Annotated in this window: 12 protein-coding genes; 9 read left to right on the top strand and 3 right to left on the bottom strand. The window is 71.9% G+C overall.

What is annotated here, in order from left to right; all coding sequences use genetic code 11:
• Positions 1 to 59: 59 nt before the first annotated feature.
• The 3 genes from CMC5_RS02440 (at position 60) to CMC5_RS02450 (ending at position 2,232) form a co-directional block, all read left to right on the top strand.
• Positions 60 to 1,274 carry a hypothetical protein gene (locus CMC5_RS02440; protein ID WP_050428901.1) on the top strand — a complete coding sequence of 405 codons (1,215 nt, stop codon included), beginning with the start codon at positions 60 to 62 and terminating at the stop codon, positions 1,272 to 1,274.
• A 28-nt stretch (positions 1,275 to 1,302) separates the two neighbouring features.
• Positions 1,303 to 1,590, top strand: coding sequence for a hypothetical protein (locus CMC5_RS02445; RefSeq protein ID WP_050428902.1), 288 nt, complete (start codon positions 1,303 to 1,305; stop codon positions 1,588 to 1,590).
• Positions 1,591 to 1,773: 183 nt separating this feature from the next.
• Entirely contained in the window at positions 1,774 to 2,232 is a 459-nt protein-coding gene (locus CMC5_RS02450) for a hypothetical protein (protein ID WP_050428903.1), read from the top strand.
• A 68-nt stretch (positions 2,233 to 2,300) separates the two neighbouring features.
• Here CMC5_RS02450 and CMC5_RS02455 read toward each other — a convergent pair whose 3' ends face one another.
• The 3 genes from CMC5_RS02455 to CMC5_RS02465 form a co-directional block, all read right to left on the bottom strand.
• Entirely contained in the window at positions 2,301 to 3,410 is a 1,110-nt protein-coding gene (locus CMC5_RS02455; protein WP_050428904.1) for a UDP-N-acetylmuramate dehydrogenase, read from the bottom strand.
• A gap of 141 nt (positions 3,411 to 3,551) precedes the next feature.
• Positions 3,552 to 7,460: a hypothetical protein gene (locus CMC5_RS02460; protein WP_050428905.1), complete on the bottom strand. Its 3,909-nt coding sequence runs from the start codon at positions 7,458 to 7,460 to the stop codon at positions 3,552 to 3,554.
• Between the two features lie 176 nt (positions 7,461 to 7,636).
• Complete coding sequence (locus CMC5_RS02465) at positions 7,637 to 11,002, bottom strand: hypothetical protein (protein ID WP_050428906.1); 3,366 nt, start codon at positions 11,000 to 11,002, stop codon at positions 7,637 to 7,639.
• An 821-nt stretch (positions 11,003 to 11,823) separates the two neighbouring features.
• Between CMC5_RS02465 and parA the strand changes: the two genes are divergently transcribed.
• The 6 genes from parA to tssI all read left to right on the top strand — a co-directional run bounded on the left by parA (position 11,824) and on the right by tssI (position 21,334).
• Entirely contained in the window at positions 11,824 to 12,507 is a 684-nt protein-coding gene (parA, locus tag CMC5_RS02470; RefSeq protein WP_050428907.1) for a ParA family partition ATPase, read from the top strand.
• Positions 12,458 to 13,486, top strand: coding sequence for a hypothetical protein (locus CMC5_RS02475; RefSeq protein ID WP_050428908.1), 1,029 nt, complete (start codon positions 12,458 to 12,460; stop codon positions 13,484 to 13,486). Before parA ends, CMC5_RS02475 begins: the two co-directional genes overlap by 50 nt.
• Positions 13,487 to 13,886: 400 nt before the next feature.
• On the top strand, positions 13,887 to 14,249 hold the full coding sequence (locus CMC5_RS02480; protein ID WP_156338075.1) for a c-type cytochrome: 363 nt from the start codon (positions 13,887 to 13,889) through the stop codon (positions 14,247 to 14,249).
• Between the two features lie 264 nt (positions 14,250 to 14,513).
• A complete protein-coding gene (locus tag CMC5_RS46355) occupies positions 14,514 to 15,362 on the top strand; it encodes a peptidoglycan-binding protein (protein WP_082362173.1) in 849 nt (282 codons plus the stop codon).
• A gap of 38 nt (positions 15,363 to 15,400) precedes the next feature.
• Positions 15,401 to 17,284, top strand: coding sequence for a type VI secretion system Vgr family protein (locus CMC5_RS02490; protein ID WP_082362174.1), 1,884 nt, complete (start codon positions 15,401 to 15,403; stop codon positions 17,282 to 17,284).
• A 96-nt stretch (positions 17,285 to 17,380) separates the two neighbouring features.
• The gene (tssI, locus tag CMC5_RS02495) at positions 17,381 to 21,334 is read left to right on the top strand and encodes a type VI secretion system tip protein TssI/VgrG (RefSeq protein WP_082362175.1); all 3,954 of its coding nucleotides are present in this window, start codon (positions 17,381 to 17,383) and stop codon (positions 21,332 to 21,334) included.
• Positions 21,335 to 21,345: the final 11 nt, after the last annotated feature.

A 21,345-nucleotide genomic window follows, 5' to 3' on the forward strand; every position in this document is an offset into this window, starting at 1 on the left:
CACGCGGCGCTCGAGCTCCCCCCTTTGCCTCTCTCCCTGATCATGGCACCTCTCAGCACATGGGCGCCGCCATCCCGCCGCCTTCGAGAAGGCTCACCCCGTCGCGCCTGCTCCGCACGCTCTTCGTCGCGTCGCTCACGCTCGCTGGCGCCGCGCTCGTCCCACGCGCCGTGTGCGGACGCCGCGCCGAAGCGCTCTGGCAAGGCGATCTGGAGGCGCAGCGCGCCTTCGCCGTCGAGGTCGCGAGCGAGGTCCGCAAGGAGGTCGGCCCCTCGTCCTTCTCGACCGGCAGCGCACGCTTCGATGGCGAGTGGGCGCTCGTCACCCACCAGATGACCGCGCTCGGTCTCGGTCAGGTGATCCTGGCGCATCCCGAGCACCCCGAGCTTCGCAACGCTTACCTGCCCGTCATCCGCCGCTGCGCCGAGCGACTCCTCGCGCCCGCGTCGAGGGCCTTCGGTACGGAGGCCTGGGGCGAGGACGGCCTTCATCAGGTCGACTCGGCGAAAGGCCACGCCTACCTGGGCTACGCCAACCTCGCGCTCTCGATGCTCAGCCAGCTCGACCCCGAGCACCCCTTCGCGGCGATCAACGATCTGCTCACCGAGGCCTTCGCCCGCCGGATCGCCGCTGCACCGCATGCCCTCCTCGACACCTACCCGGGCGAAGCGTACCCGGCCGACATGGCCGCCGTGATGGGCTCCATCGGGCTCCACGATCGGGCGCGAGGCAAGGGGCGCCATCGGGCCGCGCTGCGCGAGGCCACCCACCGACTCACCACGCAGTTTCTGGATCCCAGCTCGGGCCTGTTCCACCAGCGTGTCGATGCACGCTCGGGCAAGCCGGTCGGCCCCCCGCGCGCGAGCGGAACGGCCATTGCCGCCTACTTTCTCTCGTTCGCCGACGCCGCCGTCGGGCGCCAGCTCTTCGCCGGCATGGCTGCGCGGCAGCGGGCGTCCTTCCTCGGGTTCGGCGGCGTCCGGGAGTACGCGGCGGGCGAGGTGGGCCTCGGTGACATCGACTCGGGCCCCGTCCTGTTCGGTGTCTCCGTGTCCGCGACCGGCTTTGCCCTCGCCGGCGCCCGTCTCGCGGGCGAGCACGCGATGTTCGTCGAGATCTACCGGACCGCAGATCTCTTCGGCATCGAGCTGCACGGCGCCGCGGGCGGGCGGCGGTTTCTGAGCGGAGGCCCGCTGGGCAACGCCATCCTGTTCGCGATGACCACTGCGGGTCCTCCGGCGTTGCTCGACCCACCGGAAGGGCGGGCGCCATGAACGAGCGACGACGGGAAGAAGTCACGTCATGAGCACACGACGCTCATGGCCTCACCAGGTCCTGCTCGCTGCGGTGCTCTTGACCGCACTGTACGTCACGCTGCTGTACGTGCTGGATGCCGTCGGTCTCATGGAGAGCCTGCTCGCACCGTCCGGTCTCCGCGCGCTCCTGGTGCTGCCGCTCGCGCTCGGACTGCTCGCCGCGCGCCTTCTGCTCCTGTTCGTGATGCCAGGGCTGGTCGTGGCCGCCTTGCTCACCCTTCTCCTCCAGCGTCGCGCACGGGGAGCGCACCGCACGCCCCGCAGCACCTCCTGAGCTTCCGACGGCGGGTACGCTGCGTGGAGCGCCCCCCGCGACGTGGTGACCGTCCGTCGAGCCGGTGAGGGTGCTCCTGGCCTCGAGGTGCGGAGCCATCCGCTTGATGCCTTTGCGAGCGCCCGCTAGACCCGGCGAGGTCCCCGGCCGTCACAGGGTGAGACACCCCAGAGGTCACCGCGCATGAACACGCCCTTTGCCTATCTCCTTGTCCTCGCTGCCGCCCCGCTCTCGCTCGGGTGCAGCAACACCACCTCGTCCGATCCCCCCACGACGCCCACCACCGTCGAGCCTCCCGCACCGCTGGCGGACGGGACGCCGACGACCGCCGAGCCGACGGCACCGCCCGCGGAGACGCCGCCCGGCGACCCCCCCACCGACGAGCCCAAGAAGCCTGGCGCGGACGAGGGGCGCCTCGCCTTCACCACCTGCACCCCCGAGTCCCGCCAGGCGAAGGGATGCACCCGCGAGTACAGGCCGGTCTGCGGCCACGTCGACACCCGCATCCGCTGCGTCAGGGCGCCCTGCCCCTCGGTCGCTCCCACCACCTTCCCCAACGCCTGCACCGCGTGCGCAGACGCGAAGACGACCGGCTACTTCCCGATGGCCTGCGAGGACATGCAGAAGCCCTCAGCGCCCTGACCTATCCAGGCAGCGCCGTCCCTCGGCGCAGCCCCGCCTCTCCCGTCAGCTCGACCCCACCTCTCCCGTCAGCCCGACAGCGCGGCCAGCTCCTCGGCCGTGAATCCCCAGGCATCGGGCTCGGGCAGCAGCGCCACCCCGAACCGGGCCCGCACCTCACCTCGGATACGCACCGCGAGCGCCACCAGCTCCTCGGCCGTTGCGCCGCCCCGGTTCACCAGCGCGAGCGCGTGCTTCGTCGAGATACCCGCTCGCCCCGAGGTCGTCCCCTTCGCGAACCCGGCCCGCTCGATCAGCCACGCCGCGGGCACCTTCACCCGCCCCTCGCCTCCCGGGAACGTCGGCATCGACTCGCCCGCAGAGAGCACCCCGGCCGCCTCGACCCGCGCGCGCACCGCCGCGAACGACGCCGCAGCGAGCGTCGGGTTCATGAAGAACGACCCCGCGCTCCGCCCGTTCTCGTCCGCAGGGTCCAGCACCATGGACTTCGACCGGCGCAGCCGCAGCACCACCGCGCGCACCTCGGCGAGCGGAGGCGACGCCGCAGTCTCACCGAGCGCGCGCCGCAGCTCCGGGTAGCGCACGGCCGCAGCGCCGCCCGGCGTCAGCGCGAACGTCACCGCCGTGACCAGGTAGCGCCCGCGCACTTCTCGCTTGAACGCGCTGTCCCGGTAGCCGAAGCGACACTGCGCAGCGCTCAAGGTCACGGCCTCGCCGCTCCCCCGATCGAGCGCCTCCACCGCGACGATCGTCTCCGCCACCTCTTGCCCGTACGCCCCCACGTTCTGGATCGGCGTCGCCCCCACCTCGCCCGGGATGCCCGACAGGCACTCGATCCCTGCCCAGCCCTCTTGCGTCGCGCGCTCCACCAGCGCGTCCCACGGCTCACCCCCGCCCACGCGCACGAGCACCCGCGCGTCCCTGCCCGCGCCGGTGCGCGTCACGGTGATCCCTCGGAGCCGTGCCCGCAGCACCACGCCGTCGATCCCCCGGTCGGCCACCAGCAGGTTCGACCCACCCCCGAGCACGTGCAGCACAGCGCCCCGCGACCGCGCGAAGCCGAGCGCCTCACGCAACCCGCCCTCGTCGTCCGCCTCGATCAACCAGCGCGCCGGCCCGCCCACCCCCAGCGTGGTGAGCGGCGCGAGCGGCGCCTCCTCCTGCACCGTGAGCGTCACGCTGCCTCCTCCTGCACCGTGAGCGTCACGCGGATCCCTCGCGCGCCGTGGTGCTCACGCCGCCTCCTCGCGCGCCGTGGTGCTCACGCCGCCTCCTCGCGCGCCGTGGTGCTCACGCCGCCTCCTCGCGCGCCGCCCGCCTCACCGTGCCCCCTTCGGACGCGTCGCTCCGGGCGACGTCGGCGTCTTCGGTGCCGGCGTGGCAGACGCCCCCGCCTTCGCGGGCGCCTTGGCCGTCTCCGCGGCCCCACCGCGCGACACCACCCGGATGCCCGCCATGAACCCGCTGTCGATCGCCTGCACCCGCCCCACGAACGCCTGGTACTCCCCGGCCGGCACCGTCCCCGTCGGCAAGCTCATCGAGAAGTCCTCCTCGATCACCGCCCCGTACGTGCCCTTGCGCCGCGCCGCGAGCCGCGCGTCGTCGACGGCCACCTCGGCCGGCGCGCGGGATACCTCCATGCCCTCGGGCAGCTCGATCCGCCGCCGCACGTGGTACTGCAACGTCGTGTCGATGCTGAGCGCGCTCTGCCGCGCCCCGCGCGACGCGTACGTCGCCCCCAGCGTCCCGGCGAACCCGCGCGGGAAGCTGAAGTGCACCGGCTCGATGCCCGGCAGCGTCCACGTCGTGCCCCCGCGCCCCTCGGGCCGCGCGAAGCCGTGGATCGCCACCTCTGCCCGGAGTGCCACCTCCCACGACCCCTGACGCGACGACACCGTCACGTCCTCCACGTCGGCCCACGGCACCCAGCCCAGCACCACGTCGCGGAGCATCTCCCGCCGATCGGTGCCCACCACCGTCTCGAAGGCCTCCGAGAGCGACTGCGCCGCCCGGCCGCGCAGGAGGATGGTGAAGTGCCCGCGCGCATCCCCGCGCGCGTCGACCACGAGGCGCAGATCCACCTCGTCGTTCGCGTCGGCGCCCGCGGCCTGCACCGTCACCATCCGCCCGTCGGAGAACATCGCCGCGCGCCCGCGCAGCTCCGGGCTCACCCGCCCTGGAGGCAGAGGCGGCCCCTCCACGTCGGCGTCGATCCACACGTCCCCGGCCTTCCCCCCGAGGTGCGCGATCACCAGCGGATGCCGGAAGCGCCCCACGTGCGCCGGGAACTCGGACGACGCGCTGAACGGCTCCATCTCGGCGATCGCCAGCTCCGCCTTCACCCCCAGCTCGCGCAGCGCCCGGAAGATCACCCACGAGCGGCTCCCGTGCCCCAGCTCCAGGATGGTCCGCGCCGTCGTGCGCTGCGACCCGCCGCCGTAGATCGCCGCGATGTCCGACAGCTCCGCGCTGTCCGCGACCTTCACCGCCTTGCCCACCGCCGCCACCACGCGCTCGACCAGCGCGGGTGACGGCGTCTTGTCCGCGCCCGCTGCCTCCGCCGCCCAGCGCGCCACGTAGGGGTCGCGGTCCTCCAGCGAGCGCAGGTTCTCGCCGATCGCGCGCCCCACGTTCGCCCACGTCTGCGTCCCGATGCTGATGCCCACCCCCTGCTCCATCCGGGGCACCCCGTCCTCGATGCGCCGCGGGGCGAGGTCCTTCACCCGCCACACCGTGACCGCCACGTCCTTCTCCGTGCGCTCCTCGGGCTCACCGAGCAGCGGGTGCGCCCACTGCTGCAGGTCCACCGACGCGGGCCGCCGCACCTCGAACTCCGCCTCGCGCACGCTCGTGCGATCGGGCATCAGATCGGTCGTGTCGATCACGAGCTGTCCCGTGTCGCTCGGCAGCGTGTAGCCCTCCAGGATCTGCTCCACGTAGTCGCCCTGCTCGAGCTGCGACAGATCGCTGTGGGCCTGCGCGGCGAAGGCGGCCGCGTCCGGCGTCAGGATCCGGCCGTCTTTCTTGTGGATCCTCCGGCGCAGGAGCCGCGGGTTGCCGCGCCCCTCGATCAGCGGCCCGTACGCGCCCGCGCCCATGGCCACGTCGGTCGTGCCCGAGACGCGGCGCAGGTCGTAGGCCACGTAGTGGAGCAGCCCGTCCGTCGCGATCTCGAAGCGCTCCAGGTGCCGGAGCACCAGCGTCGCCGCCCCGGGCACGGCCGGCGCCTTCTGGTCGGCGAGCACCAGCTTCCGCCCCTCGGCCTCCAGTGCAGGCGCCACGTCGGGCGACAGGCCGAGGGCCCGCTGGAGCACGCCCACCGCGTGCGGCGCGTCGCGCGCCGTCGACCGATCGCGCGCGAGCCGCCCGCGCACCGCGCCCCCGTCGTTCCTGCCAGCGGCCACCCCGAGCGCGTCGAGCAAGCGCCGCTCGGCCGGGGGCATCGCGTCGTGGACCTTGAGCGCCGCCTTCAGATCGCCGCGGGCCACCTGGATCCCGAGCTCCACGTTCTGCAGCGCGTGCGGCGCACGGCGCAGCCGCCGCAGCCTGGACAGCTCGGTCAGCGCGCGGTCGTAGGCTTGCGCCTCGCGCAGCGCGTCCAGGCATGCTCGGTCCGAGCGATCCCGCCCCGCGCCCGAGCACCTCACCTTCACCGCGTCGCCGCCCACCCGCCCGTGCAGGGCGTCGTCCACGTTGGCGAGCACTGCCGACCCCTTGGCGATGGCGGTGAGCCGCTTGTAGGCCATCTCCGACGCGTCGGGCATCCCCGCGCGCTGCGCCATCATCGCGGCCCGCGCGAGCACCACCCGGTCCACGTCCGCGACGAGCGGCAGCGCGTCCTTCGTCGGGCCCTCGGCCTGCGCCGTCACCCCGAGCCGGTCGAGCGCCTCGATCACGCCCTCGCCCTCGCCCAGCCGCCGGTCCGCGAGTTCCGCGGCGAGCAGCCGCGCCTCCCACGACCACGGCCACGCCTTGCCGAGCCGCGTGCTCACCGAGGACAGCCGCTCGGCCACCTTCACGTCCGGCAGGTCCCCCGCGATCGGCAGCGACCGCGCGTACAGGAGATCCAGCCGCGGGTCGGGCGGCGCGTCCTTCGAGGCGCCCGCAGAGACCTCGAGACGCGCCTCGAGGAGGTGCTCGGCCTGCCGCGCTTCTCCCACGCCGAGCAGCGCCGCGACGCGCAACGCGAGCTTCGGATCGTCCGCGCCCGCGGGCGGCCCCACCTCGATCGCTTGCGCCTTCGACGCCCGCGCCCCGGCGACCTGGCCCGGCGCCGGCGCCCGCGTCCGCAACGGCGTTCCTTGCGCGTCCCACGCCCCCAGCTCGATCCCTCCGCCGTCGTTCTTCTGCGCCACGCGGACCACGACGCGCACCCAGCCCCCCTCGACGTGCAGCGACGCCATCCGCGTCACGGGCAGGCCACCCGCCTCGTAGCCACGCCGCAGCGCCGTCACCCCGCCCACGTCGACCACCGCCGCCGACGACGAGGTGAGTGCGAGCGCGATCCTTTGCGGCGCGGGCACGTACAGGTCCACCACCGCCGCGCGCGTCCCCTGGAGGAAGCTCACCGCGTTCGTGTCGATCTCGCACATGTCCGCGCGCACCCGCAGCGGCGCGACCTTCTCGGCGAACGGCGCGACCCCCGGGTAGCTGCCGTCCAGCGGCTCGGCCAGCGTCCCCACGGGCGAGCGCCCCTCCAGCCCCCGCAGCGAGGTCCAGTCGAGCGGCCCGACGACGGCCGCGTCCTGCGCACACCCACGCCGCGACCCCCAGGTCATCGCCGCCTGCTCGTCCCCCACGAACAGCGCGATACGGTGCAGCGCCCCGGCGATCGCGCCCCGCATGAACGGCATCGCCGGCGCTCCCTTGCCGTGCTTGCCCGCGAGCGCCCACGCATGCCCGAGCCGGCTCACCACCGTGGGGAGCGTCTCCATCGACCGGAACACCGCCCCGCCCGGCGAGGTGTCCACCGTCGGCGAGGCCCCCACGGTGAGCGCGTCGATCGCGGCCAGGGTTGCGGCGAGGGCGTCCTCCATCTGCGGCGCCGCGGCCGCACGGTCGAGCAGCTCCAGGTAGGGCCCCACCTCGACGGAGCTGCGCGCCTCCGCTTCCATCGCCGCCGCGAAGCCATCGCTCAGCACCGACCCGCCCGTGCTCGGCGCCACGGCCGGCGGCGTGCAGGCCACGCTCGACGCCCCCGAGAGCAGCGCGACGAGCGCGGGCGCCACGGGGAGCCGAGACCGTCGAGGCGCCGCCGACGCCGGCTGAACCAGAGACAGAGAGGGCGGCGAAGAGGAAGAGGGGTCGGGGGTGGGGGGGAGGCTCACGGGGCTCGGCTCGCTGGGCGCTGGGCGCCGGGTCCCCTGGTCTAGAGCCAGTGGGAGAGGAAGTAAAACGGCACGTGTCAGCGCGCCACGGCGGCCGGCTTGCGGTCGGTCCGGGTCAGCTGCAGGAGTTCGTGCATCTCCTTGCCGGTCTCCAGAGAGATCAGCCGCTCGGTGCGGCGCTCCTCGGGCTTGCCGAAGTCCTCGATGACCGTCGCGTGGACCTTGGTCCGTGCCGAGGCCCGGTTCCGGTCCGACGCGAAGTATTTGGCGCGGATCAGGTACCGCCCCTCCGGCGCACGCGGCAGCACGTACATCTCCGGCCCGTAGCCTTGCGTCACGTCACGGGTGAGCTGCCCGCCGCTCTTCGTCTTCCGGTGACCGTAGAAGCACTCTTCCCCGCTCGGCTCGATCACGTGCAGGTCCACGTCCGTCGCGTCGGTGTTCCAGGTGATCGTCACCACGACGTCGGCGCGCTCCACCCCCACCAGCGAGCGCACGCCCGCGAACCGCTCGCGCGCGAACTCCGGCACGCTGCTCTTCGCCTGGTTCGTGGCGATGCGGCGGAGCAGGTCCAGGTAGTCGAGCGCCAGGATCTGCCGGAAGTCACCGAACCTGTCGTCCCAGCTTCCGGCGAGGCCCACCTCGAACCAGGCCATCGCCAGGTCGTTCATCCCGTGCCGCGCCAGGCTCCGCGCCATCGCATGGTACGTCTGCGGCTCGTGGGGCCGCGTCACCGAGACCCGCCGGAACAGGTGGTAGGCGTCGGCCACGAGGCCCATGGTCATCGCCGAGGTGCCCACGTCACGCGCGAGCACCGCGTCGCCCGGGTTCTCCTCGACGAGCGAACTCCACGACTTCAGCGCATCGCCCGCCCCGAAGGTCTTGAACCGCTCGCCCGCGTCGTAGGCGATCCAGTCGTAGGAAAGCTCGTGCCGCGCGAGCATGCGCTGCACGTCCTCGGCGAGCTTCGACCGCTCGCGCGCCTTCACCACGAGCGGGGGCGCGCTCACGGAGAAGCTCGACACCGGCATCTTCTCGAGCGCTGCCCGGAACGACGCCGGGAACGAGAGCGTCAGGTTCGGCACCACCTTGGGCAGCCGCTCCAGCCACTGCAAGAAGGCGCGCTTCGGATCTCCCCGCGTGCCCTCTTCCTGGCGGAGCGCGTCGGCGACGAGCCGCGACACCGCGCTCGACCGCACCACGCGCGCGTCGTCCGCCGGCTGGATGCCGAAGCGCGCGTAGTCCGCCTCGGACTCCAGCATGAGCAGCGAGCAGGTCTTGCCAGGCACGCGGAAGTGCGTCGCATACGGGCGTGCCGAGCGCTCCGTCGCCGGCGAGAGTTCCTCGAGCTGGCTCACCGCCACGAGCCCGTACGCGCGCGTGGCGATGGGCGACGGGATCGCGTCGCCGAGAGGCGCCCGCACCACGCGGCTCACGCCATCGCTCTCCACGGAGAGTTCCAGCGCCGCGCCCTTGGCGGGCACGCCGCGGCCGGCCACCCGCAGCCGCTGGCCCGGGAACACGAAGCGAGGCCGACCCCCGAGCAGCACGTCGCTCGCGCCGGCCACGCGGACGTCGAGCAAGCGCAGCGGCCTGGCACGGTGCGCCACCGACGCAGCCCGCACCTCGGCGTCGCCCGTCACCGAGAACAGCGCGCCCCCCGTCTCGCGCGCCAGCAACGACAGCGCGTCCGTGTCCGTGCCCGGGAGCCCGGTCTGGTAGGCGTACACCGCGCGCACCGGGCTCCCGTCGAGCCGGTGCGCCATCGCGCGGGTGTCCGCATCGCCCCACGTCGCGGCGCCATCGCTGAGCAGGAACACGTCCCAGCGCGTCGGCGCCCCCGCCTCGTTCTTGCCGGGCGGCGCCATCGCGGCGCGCAAGGCCCCCCCGAGATCCGTCGCGCCCTCCAGCGCGAGCTGCTCGGCGTACGCGCGCAGGGACTGCACGGCGCTGGCGTCGTTCTTCAGGAAGCGCGGCTGGAAGAAGCGCTGCTCGATGTCGAAGAACGCCACGTTGAACTGCTGGAGGGTGTCGCGGTTGTTCGCGAGGATCGCTTCCAGCAGGCCGAGCCAGACGTTGAAGCGGTCCGGGTTCGACGAGAGCGAGGTGTCGACCAGGAACAGTGCCGCCGCGGTGTCACGGCCTCCCTTCACGGCAGCCCCGGCGCTCGCGGTGCCCGCGGCACCCGGTGCGCCCGCTGCGCTCGCGATGCCCGTGGTGCCCGCGGCACCGGGTACGCCGAGTGCGGACGGTTCGGGCATGACCTCGGCGGTGAAGTAAGCGCCGGTCGCGTCGTCGGTGGCGACGAGGTGAGCAGGCTTCGGGTTGCGGATGCGGAGCGCGATCTCCGCACCCGTGGGTGACTCGTAGTGGAACGTGCGGCGACCCGGGCTGGCAGCGGCGGCGCCAGCAGCGACGGCAGGGGTTCCAGCGACGGCAGGGGTTCCAACAGCAGGGGCGCCAGCAGCAGAGGCACCCGCAGCAGGGGCGCCAGCAACCGCGGGGGCTCCGGCAACGGCGAGGGCGCCACCCGTCACGGGAGCGTTCGCGGCATCCGTGGCCGGTGTCGTCGCCTCGACGCGCGCGCCCGCGGGCGGCGTGACGGTGACATCGACGACGGTGCGCTCGACGCGCTCGGGCAGATCGAAGGTGTACTGGAGGTCGCCGCCGATGGACGTGAGCGGGACGTCGTAGCCGACGACGATGCGGTGCGAGCGCCGGCCGGTCAGCGGAAAGACGCGCGCGTTGAAGATGCTGGGCCCTGCCCACTCGACGAGGGCGGGATCGACGGCACGCCGAACGGTGTCTCCGTAGGCGAGCGCGGCGACCTCGCGCGGCACGACGCGGGCTTCCTTCACCCCCTGCCAGACGCGCTCGCGGTCGGCGAAGATGCGGCCGGGATCGGCGCCCATGGCGAGCGTCTGCTCCCGCGAGAACAGCACGGGCTGCGGGTCGCCGGCGACCTGGAGCGTCGACTCCCCGAAGGCGAAGTAATAGGGCGACGCCCCTTCGGGGAGGCGGAGCTGGAAGTTGCCCTCGTACGTGGGACCGCGGTCGTTGTGGACGACGAGATCGAGCACGACGCGCGCGAGCGTGCCATCGACGGTGACCTGGGCCTGGAAGGTGCGGACCGGGATCTCCTCGGTGTCGCCGATCTTGATCCGGGCCGCGTGGGCGCGGAGCCGGGAGCGCTTCCAGGTCTCGGCGGGCTTGTCCTTCTTCCCTCCCGCCGCGTCGTCCCGAGGCGCCTCCTCCTGCTTCGCCTCCATGGACGGAGCCGCCGGGGCGGACTCCATGGAGGCACCGGTGAACGCGCTCGGCTCGGGCGCCATCGCCGCCGTGGCCGCGTCGTACGCTCCGCCGCCGCACCCGCTGCCGACCCAGGCGCCGAGGACGAGAAGGAAGAGGGGGGGAAGGATCTCCGGGGGACGAGCGCGAGGCATGGTGACAGCCTCAACGGGATCCGCTGCGCTGTCTTACACGAAGCGAACGCATCTAGAGCGGCGGTGTGGACCGTTGGGTACAGCGCGCCGCCTGCACGAGACGGGAACATCGAGTTCGGTCATCCAGAACCCCTCTCGCGCTTCACCTTCCGTATGAAACCGCATGAGAGCGGCGCGATACGCATTCCCGAGGCGCGACGGGAGCGCGTGTCCCAAAGCCTCCAGGCCGTCGCTCTACATTCCGTCTCGAGCGTAGATTGCTTCAGGCCCGACGCTCGCCCCCTCCCGTCGAACCCCTTCCGGCGGTCGCACAGCCCGACGAACCCCTCCATTCATCGGGCTTTTTGACCTGGGCTGCCCAGGCATGCCTCCCGACCCCTCGGGACGGTCACCTGGGCTGCCCAGGCATGCCTCCCGACCCCTCGGGATGGTCACCTGGGCTGCCCAGGCATGCCTCCCGACCCCTCGAGACGGTCACCTGGGCTACCCAGGCATGCCTCCCGACCCCTCGGGACGGTCACCTGGGCTGCCCAGGCATGCCTCCCGACCCCTCGGGACGGTCACCTGGATTGCCCAGGCATGCCTCCCGAGGCCTCGGGGCTGACCTGGGCGCCCCAGGCATGCCTCCCGACCCCTCGGGAAGCTCGCCTGGGCGCTCGAGGTCACGTTCGTCCACCGTGAACGGATTCACTCCGTGTTCCTCGACGCTCCAGGACGGGTCGGACGGACGCATTCTCCTCTCACTGGACCGCGACCCACGATTGCTGGGCAGAAGCACGCAAAATTGGGCCATGACGCAGCGCGTCCGGTAGTCGGGGCCCATGATCATCGCGCTCACCGGACAGAAGGGTGGGATCGGCAAGAGCACGACGGCCGTGAGCTTGGCGGTCGCCGCCATGGAGCGGGGCCGGAAGGTGCTGGTCGTGGACGCGGACCCGCAGGGCACCATCCGGACGTGGGGCGAGGTGGCGTGCGAGGCGGGGCATCCGAGCCCGACGATCGTGGCCATGGGCGCCGCGATGCACCGGCCGGGTCAGCTGCTCGCGGTCGCGCCGGCGTACGACGTGGTGCTCATCGACTGCCCCCCGCGGCAGGGTGACGTGGCGCGCTCGGCGCTGATGGTCGCCGACCTCGCGGTGTTCCCCTGCGGGCCGACGGCGGCCGACGCGTGGGCGCTCACCGCAGCCGTGGAGGTGTTCGAGGAGGCGCGCGCGGTGCGCGAGGAGCTGCTCGGGTGTGTCCTCATCACGCGCAAGCAGGGCCGAACGGCGCTCGGAAAAGGAGCGCGCTCGGTCCTGGAGACCACGGGGTTGCCGGTGCTCCAGACGGAGCTCGGCTACCGGATCGCCTATCAGGAGGCGCTGGCGATGGGGCAGGGCGTGAGCTCGTACGCCCCGCGTGACGCCGCCGCCCGCGAGATCGTTCAACTGTTCGACGAACTGGAGATGCTCTGCCATGGCCAAGAAGCACGTCAAGGTGTCGCTGCGCAAGCCGCCGTCGCCTGAGAAGCTCGACGCCTTCGTCGCGGCTTCCGCCGAGACGCAGTCTGCGACCCCGTCCCCGCAAAGGTCTCGTCGCGCGCACGTCGCACCGGCGGTGACGGCCAGGATGGCGCCGACGGCGTCGGTGGCCGCAAGCGACGGCGCGCCGGCCGTCGCCGTCGAAGGAGCAAGCGTCGAGAAGGTGCACGTCGAGGCCACGAGCGTCGAGACGGCGAGCGTCGAGACGGCGAGCGTCGAGGCCACGAGCGTCGAGACGGCGAGCGTCGAGACGGCGAGCGTCGAGACGGCGACGGCTGTCGACGAGAAGGCGAGGGTCGCGGCTTCCACGGCTGCGCCGGGAGCGTCGACCGCCGAGGCAGCGGCGACGACCGCGATGACGCACGAGACGTCGGAGCGGGTCGATGCTTCGGCAGCCGCCGAGGTGAAGGCGAGCGTCGAGGCACCGGCCGTCAGCGAGGCGTCGTCCGCTCGGAGCGAGGCCGCCGTGTCACCCGACCCGTCTGCAACGACCTCCGAGGGCGCGCCGACGAAGGAAGGCGACGGCGGCGCCACCGCGGAGACCGCCGCAGGCAGCGCCGAGCCTTCGCGCGCAGGCGGCGCACCGGACCCGGTGACCCCTTCGCCGGAGCCCCCGGTCGTGGATGCCACGGGCAGGACGCTGATGCCCGTCACCGTCTACCTGCCCCAGCCGCTCGCCGAGCGTCTGGCGATGCACTGCATCGCGCAGGACCGCGACATGAGCAACGTGATCGGCGAAGCGCTGGAGCAGCATCTGTCCCGCCGGCTGGGCGCAGGCTCGTGGTCGAGCGGGTTCCATGCGGCCGACGACAAGACCAGCGACGCGCGCGGCGCCGGGTCGTCCCGCTGGGAAGATCCACGTCGCTGGGCCGAGTCGTTCCGGTACGGGAGCCGGATGGAGCAAGTCCTCCAGGTGGGCCGCGTGCTCGTGGGACTCTGGCAGAAGCGCCCCTGGGCAGCCTGAGCCCCCGCGCGTTCTACCCCCGCATCTCCCCCGCCCCGTCTCACCCGTCGCGCACTCACCCGCCACGTCTCACCCGCCACGTCTCACCCGTCGCGCACTCACCCGTCGCGCACTCACTCGCCGCGTCTCACCCGCCGCTTTCCCACCTGCTACGACATGACGGCCACGGGGCGCCGCCGTGCGCCGTGCGACAGGATCGTGCGGTTCGCGCCTCAGAGCATCGTTCTCGTGAGGCAGCACGCACGGCGCGCGTCCGATGGGACGATTCGCCCCACCGGCAGCGAACGGCGCGGTGGGCCGTCGTGGCCGAGGCGTGACCCCCACGCGTCGACGCGCGTACCGGATGTCGCGCAGCGCCTTCATGCTGCACCTTCTCCGAGACCGCCCGTAGAATGCCCCCATGAAGAGTTTCTCGGTCCAGCTTCGTTTTGGAATGCTTGCGGTCTCCGTTCTTGCCTTGGTCGCTGGCTGCGGTGGTGATGATGGAAGCGACGGCAGCCCGGATCCCGACGTGCTCGTCGAGTGCCCGCCCGACTCCGACGCGCAGCAGTCGCGTGGCGCGTCGGTCATCGCGAACCAGTGCGTCACGTGCCACTCGACGGCCGGGGGCTCGCAGGGCGGCCTCGACTTCAACAACGCGACGACCGTGAAGGCGAACGCCGAGAAGATGATGAGCGAGGTCGAGTCGGGTGCGATGCCGCCCGGCGCCACCGTGGAGAAGTCCTCGGTCGACGATCTGCGCGTCTATCTCTCCTGCCTCTGAGCCTCTCCGCAGAGACGCGCGGCGTCCGCCCCTTCACGGTCCATGTCCGGTCGCGGGCCGCGCCTGGTCGCTCTGGTCGCGTCCGCTCCTTGGTGAGCCAACGGATCCTGCGGTGGCGACCCTCGGTTCTGCGCATGGCGCGCCGCGTCCTTCAGCGGCGAGCGAACTGTCCGATATCCCTGCACTTATTTCGTGTTTGGCTGGAACTTCTCGGGTTCCAAGGATGGTGGGTGATCAGCTACCGTCTCACACCTTGGGAACCGCATGACGAGCCTCAAACAAGGCGCGCGTGGTCCGGAGGTGGCCGAGCTGCAACGGCAGCTCAACCAGCACCTGCCTGCCAGTCAGCGCATCCCCGTCGACGGCGACTTCGGTCCGCGTACCGCGACTGCCGTCCGAGAGTTCCAGCGTGCGCAGGGCCTCGACCCCGATGGCGTGGTGGGACCGAAGACGCGCGCCGCGCTCGGCCAGGCGCCCGGTGCATCGTCCGGCGGCAGCGGCAGCGGCGGCGGCTCGGGAGGCGGGGCGCAAGCGCCCGTGCCCTCGGGGGGCAAGGGCGGCGTCGCGCCAAAGCTGGTGACGCTGGATCAGCTCTGCCAGGTGATGACCGTGGTCAAGCGCGCGCGCGCCGAGACCATGCTCGACCCGCTGAACCGCGCCATGGGCGAATTCGACGTGAACTCGCGCCTGCGCATCTCGGCGTTCCTCGCGCAGATCGCGCACGAGAGCGGCGAGTTCCGCTGGATGGAAGAGATCGCGTCGGGGCAGGCGTACGACATCACCGTCAACCGCAAGAAGGCGCTGGAGCTCGGGAACGTGAACCCCGGCGACGGCAAGCGGTACAAGGGGCGCGGGCCCATCCAGCTCACCGGGCGCTACAACTACCGCGCCGCCGGCAAGGATCTGGGCCTCGATCTGGAGGGGAACCCGACGATCGCGAGTCAGCCGTCGGTCGGGTTCCGCATCGCGGGCTGGTACTGGAAGAAGCGGAAGCTCAACCCGCTCGCCGACGCCCAGAACTTCTGGGACCTGACCTACCGGATCAACAGCGCCCGGCTCCACTACGAAGACCGGAAGAAGTACTACAACCGGGCGCTCAAGGTGCTCGCCTAGCCCCCGGGCAACGGGAAGCGGACAACGGGAAGCAGTCGATGATGATCCTAGAGAACCTCGAGCTGTCCTTCGCCTCCGGCCTCGATCTCTCCGTGCGCCACTTCGGGGTGAGCGAGTCCATTTCCGGTCTGTTCGACGTGTCGGTGGTCGCGGTGTCGCGCATCGACGATGTGGACTTCGACGCGGTGGTCGGTCAAGGCGCGTCGTTCCGCATCAACGGCGGCGTGCTCGGTGGCGCCGCGCAGTCGCGCGCGTGGACGGGAATCTGCTCGCAGTTCGAGCAGGTGCAAGGGGAGGAGACGGGCCTGTCGACCTACCACCTGCGCCTCGTGCCGCACCTGTGGCTCGCGACGCAGCGGCAGAACAACCGGATCTACCAGCACCTCTCCATCCCCGAGATCGTCGAGAAGCTGCTCGCGGAGTGGCAAATCACGCCGAGCCTCAAGATCGACAAGGGGCAGTACCCGCGCTTCGAGTACCGGGTGCAGTACGCGGAGACGGACTACGCGTTCGTGAGCCGGCTCCTGGAGGAGGCGGGGATCTCGTTCTTCTTCGAGTTCGACGCGGAGAGCGGGCAGAGCCAGCTCGTGCTGTCGGACCGGCCGCAAGCGGCGGAGCACCGGCCTGGCGGGGCGATGACGTTCCACGATCAGCCGCAGGCCGAGGCGCGACAGGAGTTCCTGACGCGGATCACGGTGGCGCAGCGGGTGCGGCAAGGGGCGTACACGGTACGGGACTTCGACTTCCAGCGGCGGCCGGACTTCGAGCTGTTCGGCAAGTCGGCGGCTGGACGCGCGCCGGAAGACAAGCTGGAGCACTACCAGTACGAGCCTGGGGCGTTCCTGGTGGAGGGGACGTCGGGCGGGGACGTGAGCGCGGCAGGGGCGGCGCGACACGATGAGAAGGAAGGCGCGGCGCTGGCAGCCCGCGCGCTGGAGGGAGAGCGGAAGAGTCGGGTGGTGGTCGGCTTCGAGTCGAGCGCGCTCACGCTGTCGCCAGGGACGATCTTCTCGGTGGCAGGGCATCCGCACCCGGTGTTCGGCGAAGGGCGGACGCTGCTGGTGACGGAGCTGTCGCTGAGCGGTGCGCCGGGCGCGGAGTGGAGCGTGAGTGGTCGGGCGGCCCTCGCGACCGAGCCGTTCCGGCCGGCGCGCAAGACGCCGCGGCCGCGGATCACCGGCGTGCAGAGCGCGGTGGTGGTCGGGCCCGAGGGGCAAGAGATCCACACCGACGACTTCGGGCGGGTGCGGGTGCAGTTCCACTGGGACCGCGAGGGCCAGATGGACGACAAGAGCTCGTGCTGGATCCGGGTGAGCCAGGGCTGGGCAGGCGGGGGCTACGGGATGATGACCATCCCACGCATCGGCCAGGAAGTGACGGTGGGCTTTTTGGAGGGGAACCCCGATCAGCCGCTGATCATCGGGCGGGTCTTCAACAACACGACGCGCGTGCCGTACGCGCTGCCGCGGAACCAGACGCGGAGCGGGTGGAAGACGAGTTCGACGCCCAGCTCGGACGGGTTCAACGAGATCTCGTTCGAGGACCAGAAGGGGGCGGAGCTGATCTCCATCCAGGCGCAGCGCGACCTGACCAAGCTCGTGAAGATGGACGAGGTGGAGCGCACGGGCGGGAGCCGGACGATCACCGTGGGGCGGAGCCGGAAGGCGACGGTCGGCGGGATGGACTCGACGGTGGTGGGGACGCGGCACGAGGTGGTGGTGAAGGGCGAGGGCGGCGGCGGTGGCGCGCCCACGAGCCTCACCATGTCGGACAAGAAGATCGTCTACACGACTGGTCAGGCGTCGCTGACGTTCGATGGTCCCGATGTCGCGCTGGAGGCGGAAGGGAACATCACCATCACGGCGCGCTCGGGGGACGTGATCATCAAGGGCGGCCCCAACGTGAAGATCAACTGCGACTGAGGTGACGTCGTCCGCAGGGTGCTCCCCCCATGACGCCCAGGGGGAACCGCCGAGCGGGCACCGCGTCACCCCCGAACCCACGGATCCACGGCACCGATGGCCCTTTTGGAGCTCTCCTTTTCCGACTCTCCGGCGGACGCGGCCGGCCTCTCCGTGCGGCACTTCGAGGTGCAGGAGGGGCTGTCCACGCTCTTCGAGGTGGCGCTGGTCGCGATGTCGCCGAGCCCGTCGATCGATCTCGATCAGCTCGTGGGCAAGCCGGCACGCTTCCAGGTCGACGGGGGCCCGCTGGGGCAGCGGTCCTGGGGCGGGGTCTGCTTCGGCGCCGAGCTGCTCGACGTGGAGGAAGACGGGCTGTCGACGTACCGGGTGAGCCTGGCGCCGACGCTGTGGCTGCTGACGCAGCGGGTGAACCACCGGATCTTCCAGCACCAGTCGGCGCCGGAGATCGCCGAGCAGCTGCTCGGGGAGTGGCAGGTGCCCGTGGAGCTGCGGGTGGACCAGGGGCGTCACCCGAAGCTCGAGTACCGGGCGCAGTACGGGGAGACGGACTTCGCGTTCCTGAGCCGGCTGCTGGAAGACGCGGGGATCAGCTACTTCTTCGAGCCGCTCGGCGAGGGGGCGTCGACGCTGGTGCTCACCGACCGGCCAGAAGGGGCGACGTCGGATCTCGCGCCCCTGCCGTACATCGACAACCCGGGGGAGCGCGCGAGCACGCCGTGGGCGACGGCAGTGACGATGTCGACGGAGGTGAAGCCGGGCAAGGCGGCGATCGTGGACTACGATTTCCGGCGGCCGCGCTACCAGCTGACGTACCGGTTCGAGGCGTTCGGGGAAGGGGAGGAGCTGCTGGAGCAGTACCGGTACGCACCCGGGATGGGGCGGATCGATCTGCCGGCGTCGGGGGAACTGCCGAACGATTCGCCGGTGGCCGACGACAAGAGCCACGCGCGCGTGAGCGAGCACGAGGGCTATGCGCTGGCGACGAACCGGCTGCACGGGCTGCGGGGTGAGCGGCGCGGGGTGCAGTTCTCGTCGAACGTGATCGGGCTGTCGGCCGGCAGCGGGGTGCGGCTTTCGGGTCATCCGAAGCCGCAGCTCGGGCCGGACCGGAACCTTCTGGTGGTCGGGCTGGAGGTGCACGGGGACGCGACGGGGGAGTGGACGCTGGGGGTGACGGCCGCGTTCGCGGACGAGGCGATCCGGCCAGCTCAGAAGACGCCGCGGCCGGTGGTGCACGGGCTGCAGAGCGCGATCGTGGTGGGGCCCTCGGGGCAGGAGATCTACACCGACGAGTTCGGGCGGGTGCGGGTGCGGTTCCACTGGGATCGCGAGGGGGCGTTCGACGACAACCGGACGGCGTGGGTGCGGGTGAACGAGGGGTGGGCCGGTGCTGGCTGGGGGATGATGGCGATCCCGCGGGTGGGCCACGAGGTGATCGTGGACTTCTACGAGGGGAACCCGGACGAGCCGGTGATCGTGGGCCGGGTATACAACGGGGCGGCGCCGCCGCCGTACGGGCTGCCCGCGAACCAGACGAAGAGCGTGTGGCGGACGCGGTCGACGCCGGAAGGGTCGGGCTACCACGAGCTGTCGTTCGACGACAAAGCGGGGCTGGAAGAGGTGTTCCTCCGCTCGGAGCGCGACCTGCAGAAGGTCGTGAAGAACGACGAGGCGGAGACGACGCGGCGGGACCGGACGCAGATCATCGGCAGCGATCTGGGGGTGAACGTCGGCGAGGACGACGCGATCGAGGCCGGGGCGGGGCACGCGGTCACGATGGGCAAGGTGGAAGGCAAGGAGCGGGTGGCCGACGCGGCCGATCCGGTGGTGTCGGAGAGCGCGACGCGGCGAGAGATCATCGCGGGGCGGATCACGGTGACCACGGGCGGCGCGACGATCCAGCTCAACGGGCCGGACATCATCGTGACGGCGGAGTCGAACATCGCCATCCGCGGCAAGGAAGTGAAGATCAACGGCGGGCCGTTCGTGCAGATCAACCCGCCGGTCGAGGTGCGGCAGGGTGACGCGTCGAAGGCCGCGGTGAGCGACCACGAGGTGTGGTTCAAGCTGATCTCGGACGACGGGAGCCCGATGGCCGACGTGACCTGCTACGTGGAGCAGGGCGACGGGACGACGTCGGCCGCGCGCCGGACGGATGGGCGCGGGATGGTGCGGTTCCCGGTGGAGCAGACCGGGGACTACCGGCTGGTGGTGGGATCGCCACCGCCTGCGGCTGCGGCACCAGCGGCGGGCGCGTCGGGCGCGTCGGCGGCAACGCAGGCTTCGGCGGCACCTGCGGGCGCGTCGGCAGTGGCTCCAGGCGCGGCGGCGACGCCGGTCGCGGCCGCACCGGCCGCAGCGCAAGGGGGAGCACCCGCGGCTGCGGCGGCGAGTGCACCGGCCGCAGCAGCACCGCCCGTGGCAGCGCCGCAGCCGGCGATCACGCCGCCTGCGGGGCAAAACTACCGGGTGAAGGGCGGAGATACGATCGGCAAGATCGCCCAGCAGAACGGGACGTCGGTGGGCGCGCTGCTGCGGCTCAACCCGGAGATCACGAACCCCGATCGGATCCAGGTGGGTCAGCAGATCCGGTTGCCGGCGAGCAGTGGTGCGGCCGCAGGGTCGCAAGCGCCCACGCCGGCCGCATCGAGCGGGACGCCCTCTGCCGCAGCGACACCCGCACAGGCACCCGTGCCGCAACCTCGACCCGCCGCCGCGCAAGGGCAGCAAGCAGCGCAGCAACCGGCAGCAGCACAACCGGCCGCGCAACCCGCCGCACAGCCGCAGACGCAACCGCGGGTGCAGGTGGGCCAGACGCCGGCGCAGTCCACGCGCTCGGCACAGCCGACGACGCACGCGGTGCCGATCCAGATCGAGGTGGTGTCCCCGACGGCGAACAGCCAGCACGAGATCGAGCCGGGTGGACACCCGACGCCCGATCCGTCGATGCCGAAGCTGAAGCTGCACGCGAAGGTGCAGTTCCAGGGGCAAGAGGTGTCGTCGGGCAAGCTGACGTGGGAGTTCACGATCAGCGGGACGTACCTGACGCGCGATCCGCAGCGGTCGAGCCGCGGGATCCGGCAGCAGTACCGGCTGAGCGGGGGCAGCACGACGACGACGCCCGGCGAGGAGAAGGAGTTCGAGCTGACGCCCGGAGAGCTGGTGGGCGGCGATCTGGAGCTGACGGTGACGTACGAGGGCGGGCCCGAGATCGGCAACCTGAAGGCAACGAAGACCGTCACCGGGATGAAGGTGAAGGGGAAGAATGCGACGCGGGCGCACGTGGAGGCGTTGATCGCGGAGATCGCGGGCGATCAGGCGTGGTGCTTGCTCCGCATCATGTGCCACGAGTCGGTGCACCGGCTGGAGCAGTTCGAGAACGGAGAGCCGCTCTACGGAGCGCCTGCGGGCGTGGGGATCGCGCAGCGGGATCCGGTGGCCGACGAGTGGGTGTGGCCGCAGAACCGGGTGACGGAGCCGAACAACTTCTTCCCGCGCATCTTCTGGGACTGGAAGAAGAACGTGCGGGAGGGCGTGCAGAGCTTCCGCAACACGCACATCGCGACGTCACGGCGGCTTCTGGCGCGGCTGCGGCGAAACAACCCGAACCTGCCGGAGGCGCCGGAAGGGCTGGTGCTGCGCGGAGCGATCCGCGCGTACAACGGCGGCAACGAGTTCCGGGCGGCGCCGGGCGGTCGGCAGTACGTGGTCGATCCGTTCCTCAACATCCAGAACGGTCAGCACGTGCCGCTGCCGGACAGGAACCAGAACTACGTGAACCAGGTGCTGAACGACACGCACGGGAACGTGGCGAACTACCCGATCCCCGCGGAGGTGCGCGCGCAGATCTGGCCAGCGGCGGCGCAGCCGGCGCAAGGGGTGCGGGGAGGGCAGCAGCCAGGGCAGCAGCAGCAAAGGCCGGGGCAGCCACCGGGTCAGCAGCAACAGCGGCCGGGGCAGCCGCCAGGGCAACAGCAGCAAAGGCCGGGGCAGCCGCCGGGTCAGCAGCAGCAAAGGCCGGGGCAGCCGCCCGGGCAGCGTCGCTAAAAGCGTCAGGA

The sequence above is a fragment of the Chondromyces crocatus genome (assembly GCF_001189295.1).
Classification (GTDB): domain Bacteria; phylum Myxococcota_A; class Polyangia; order Polyangiales; family Polyangiaceae; genus Chondromyces; species Chondromyces crocatus.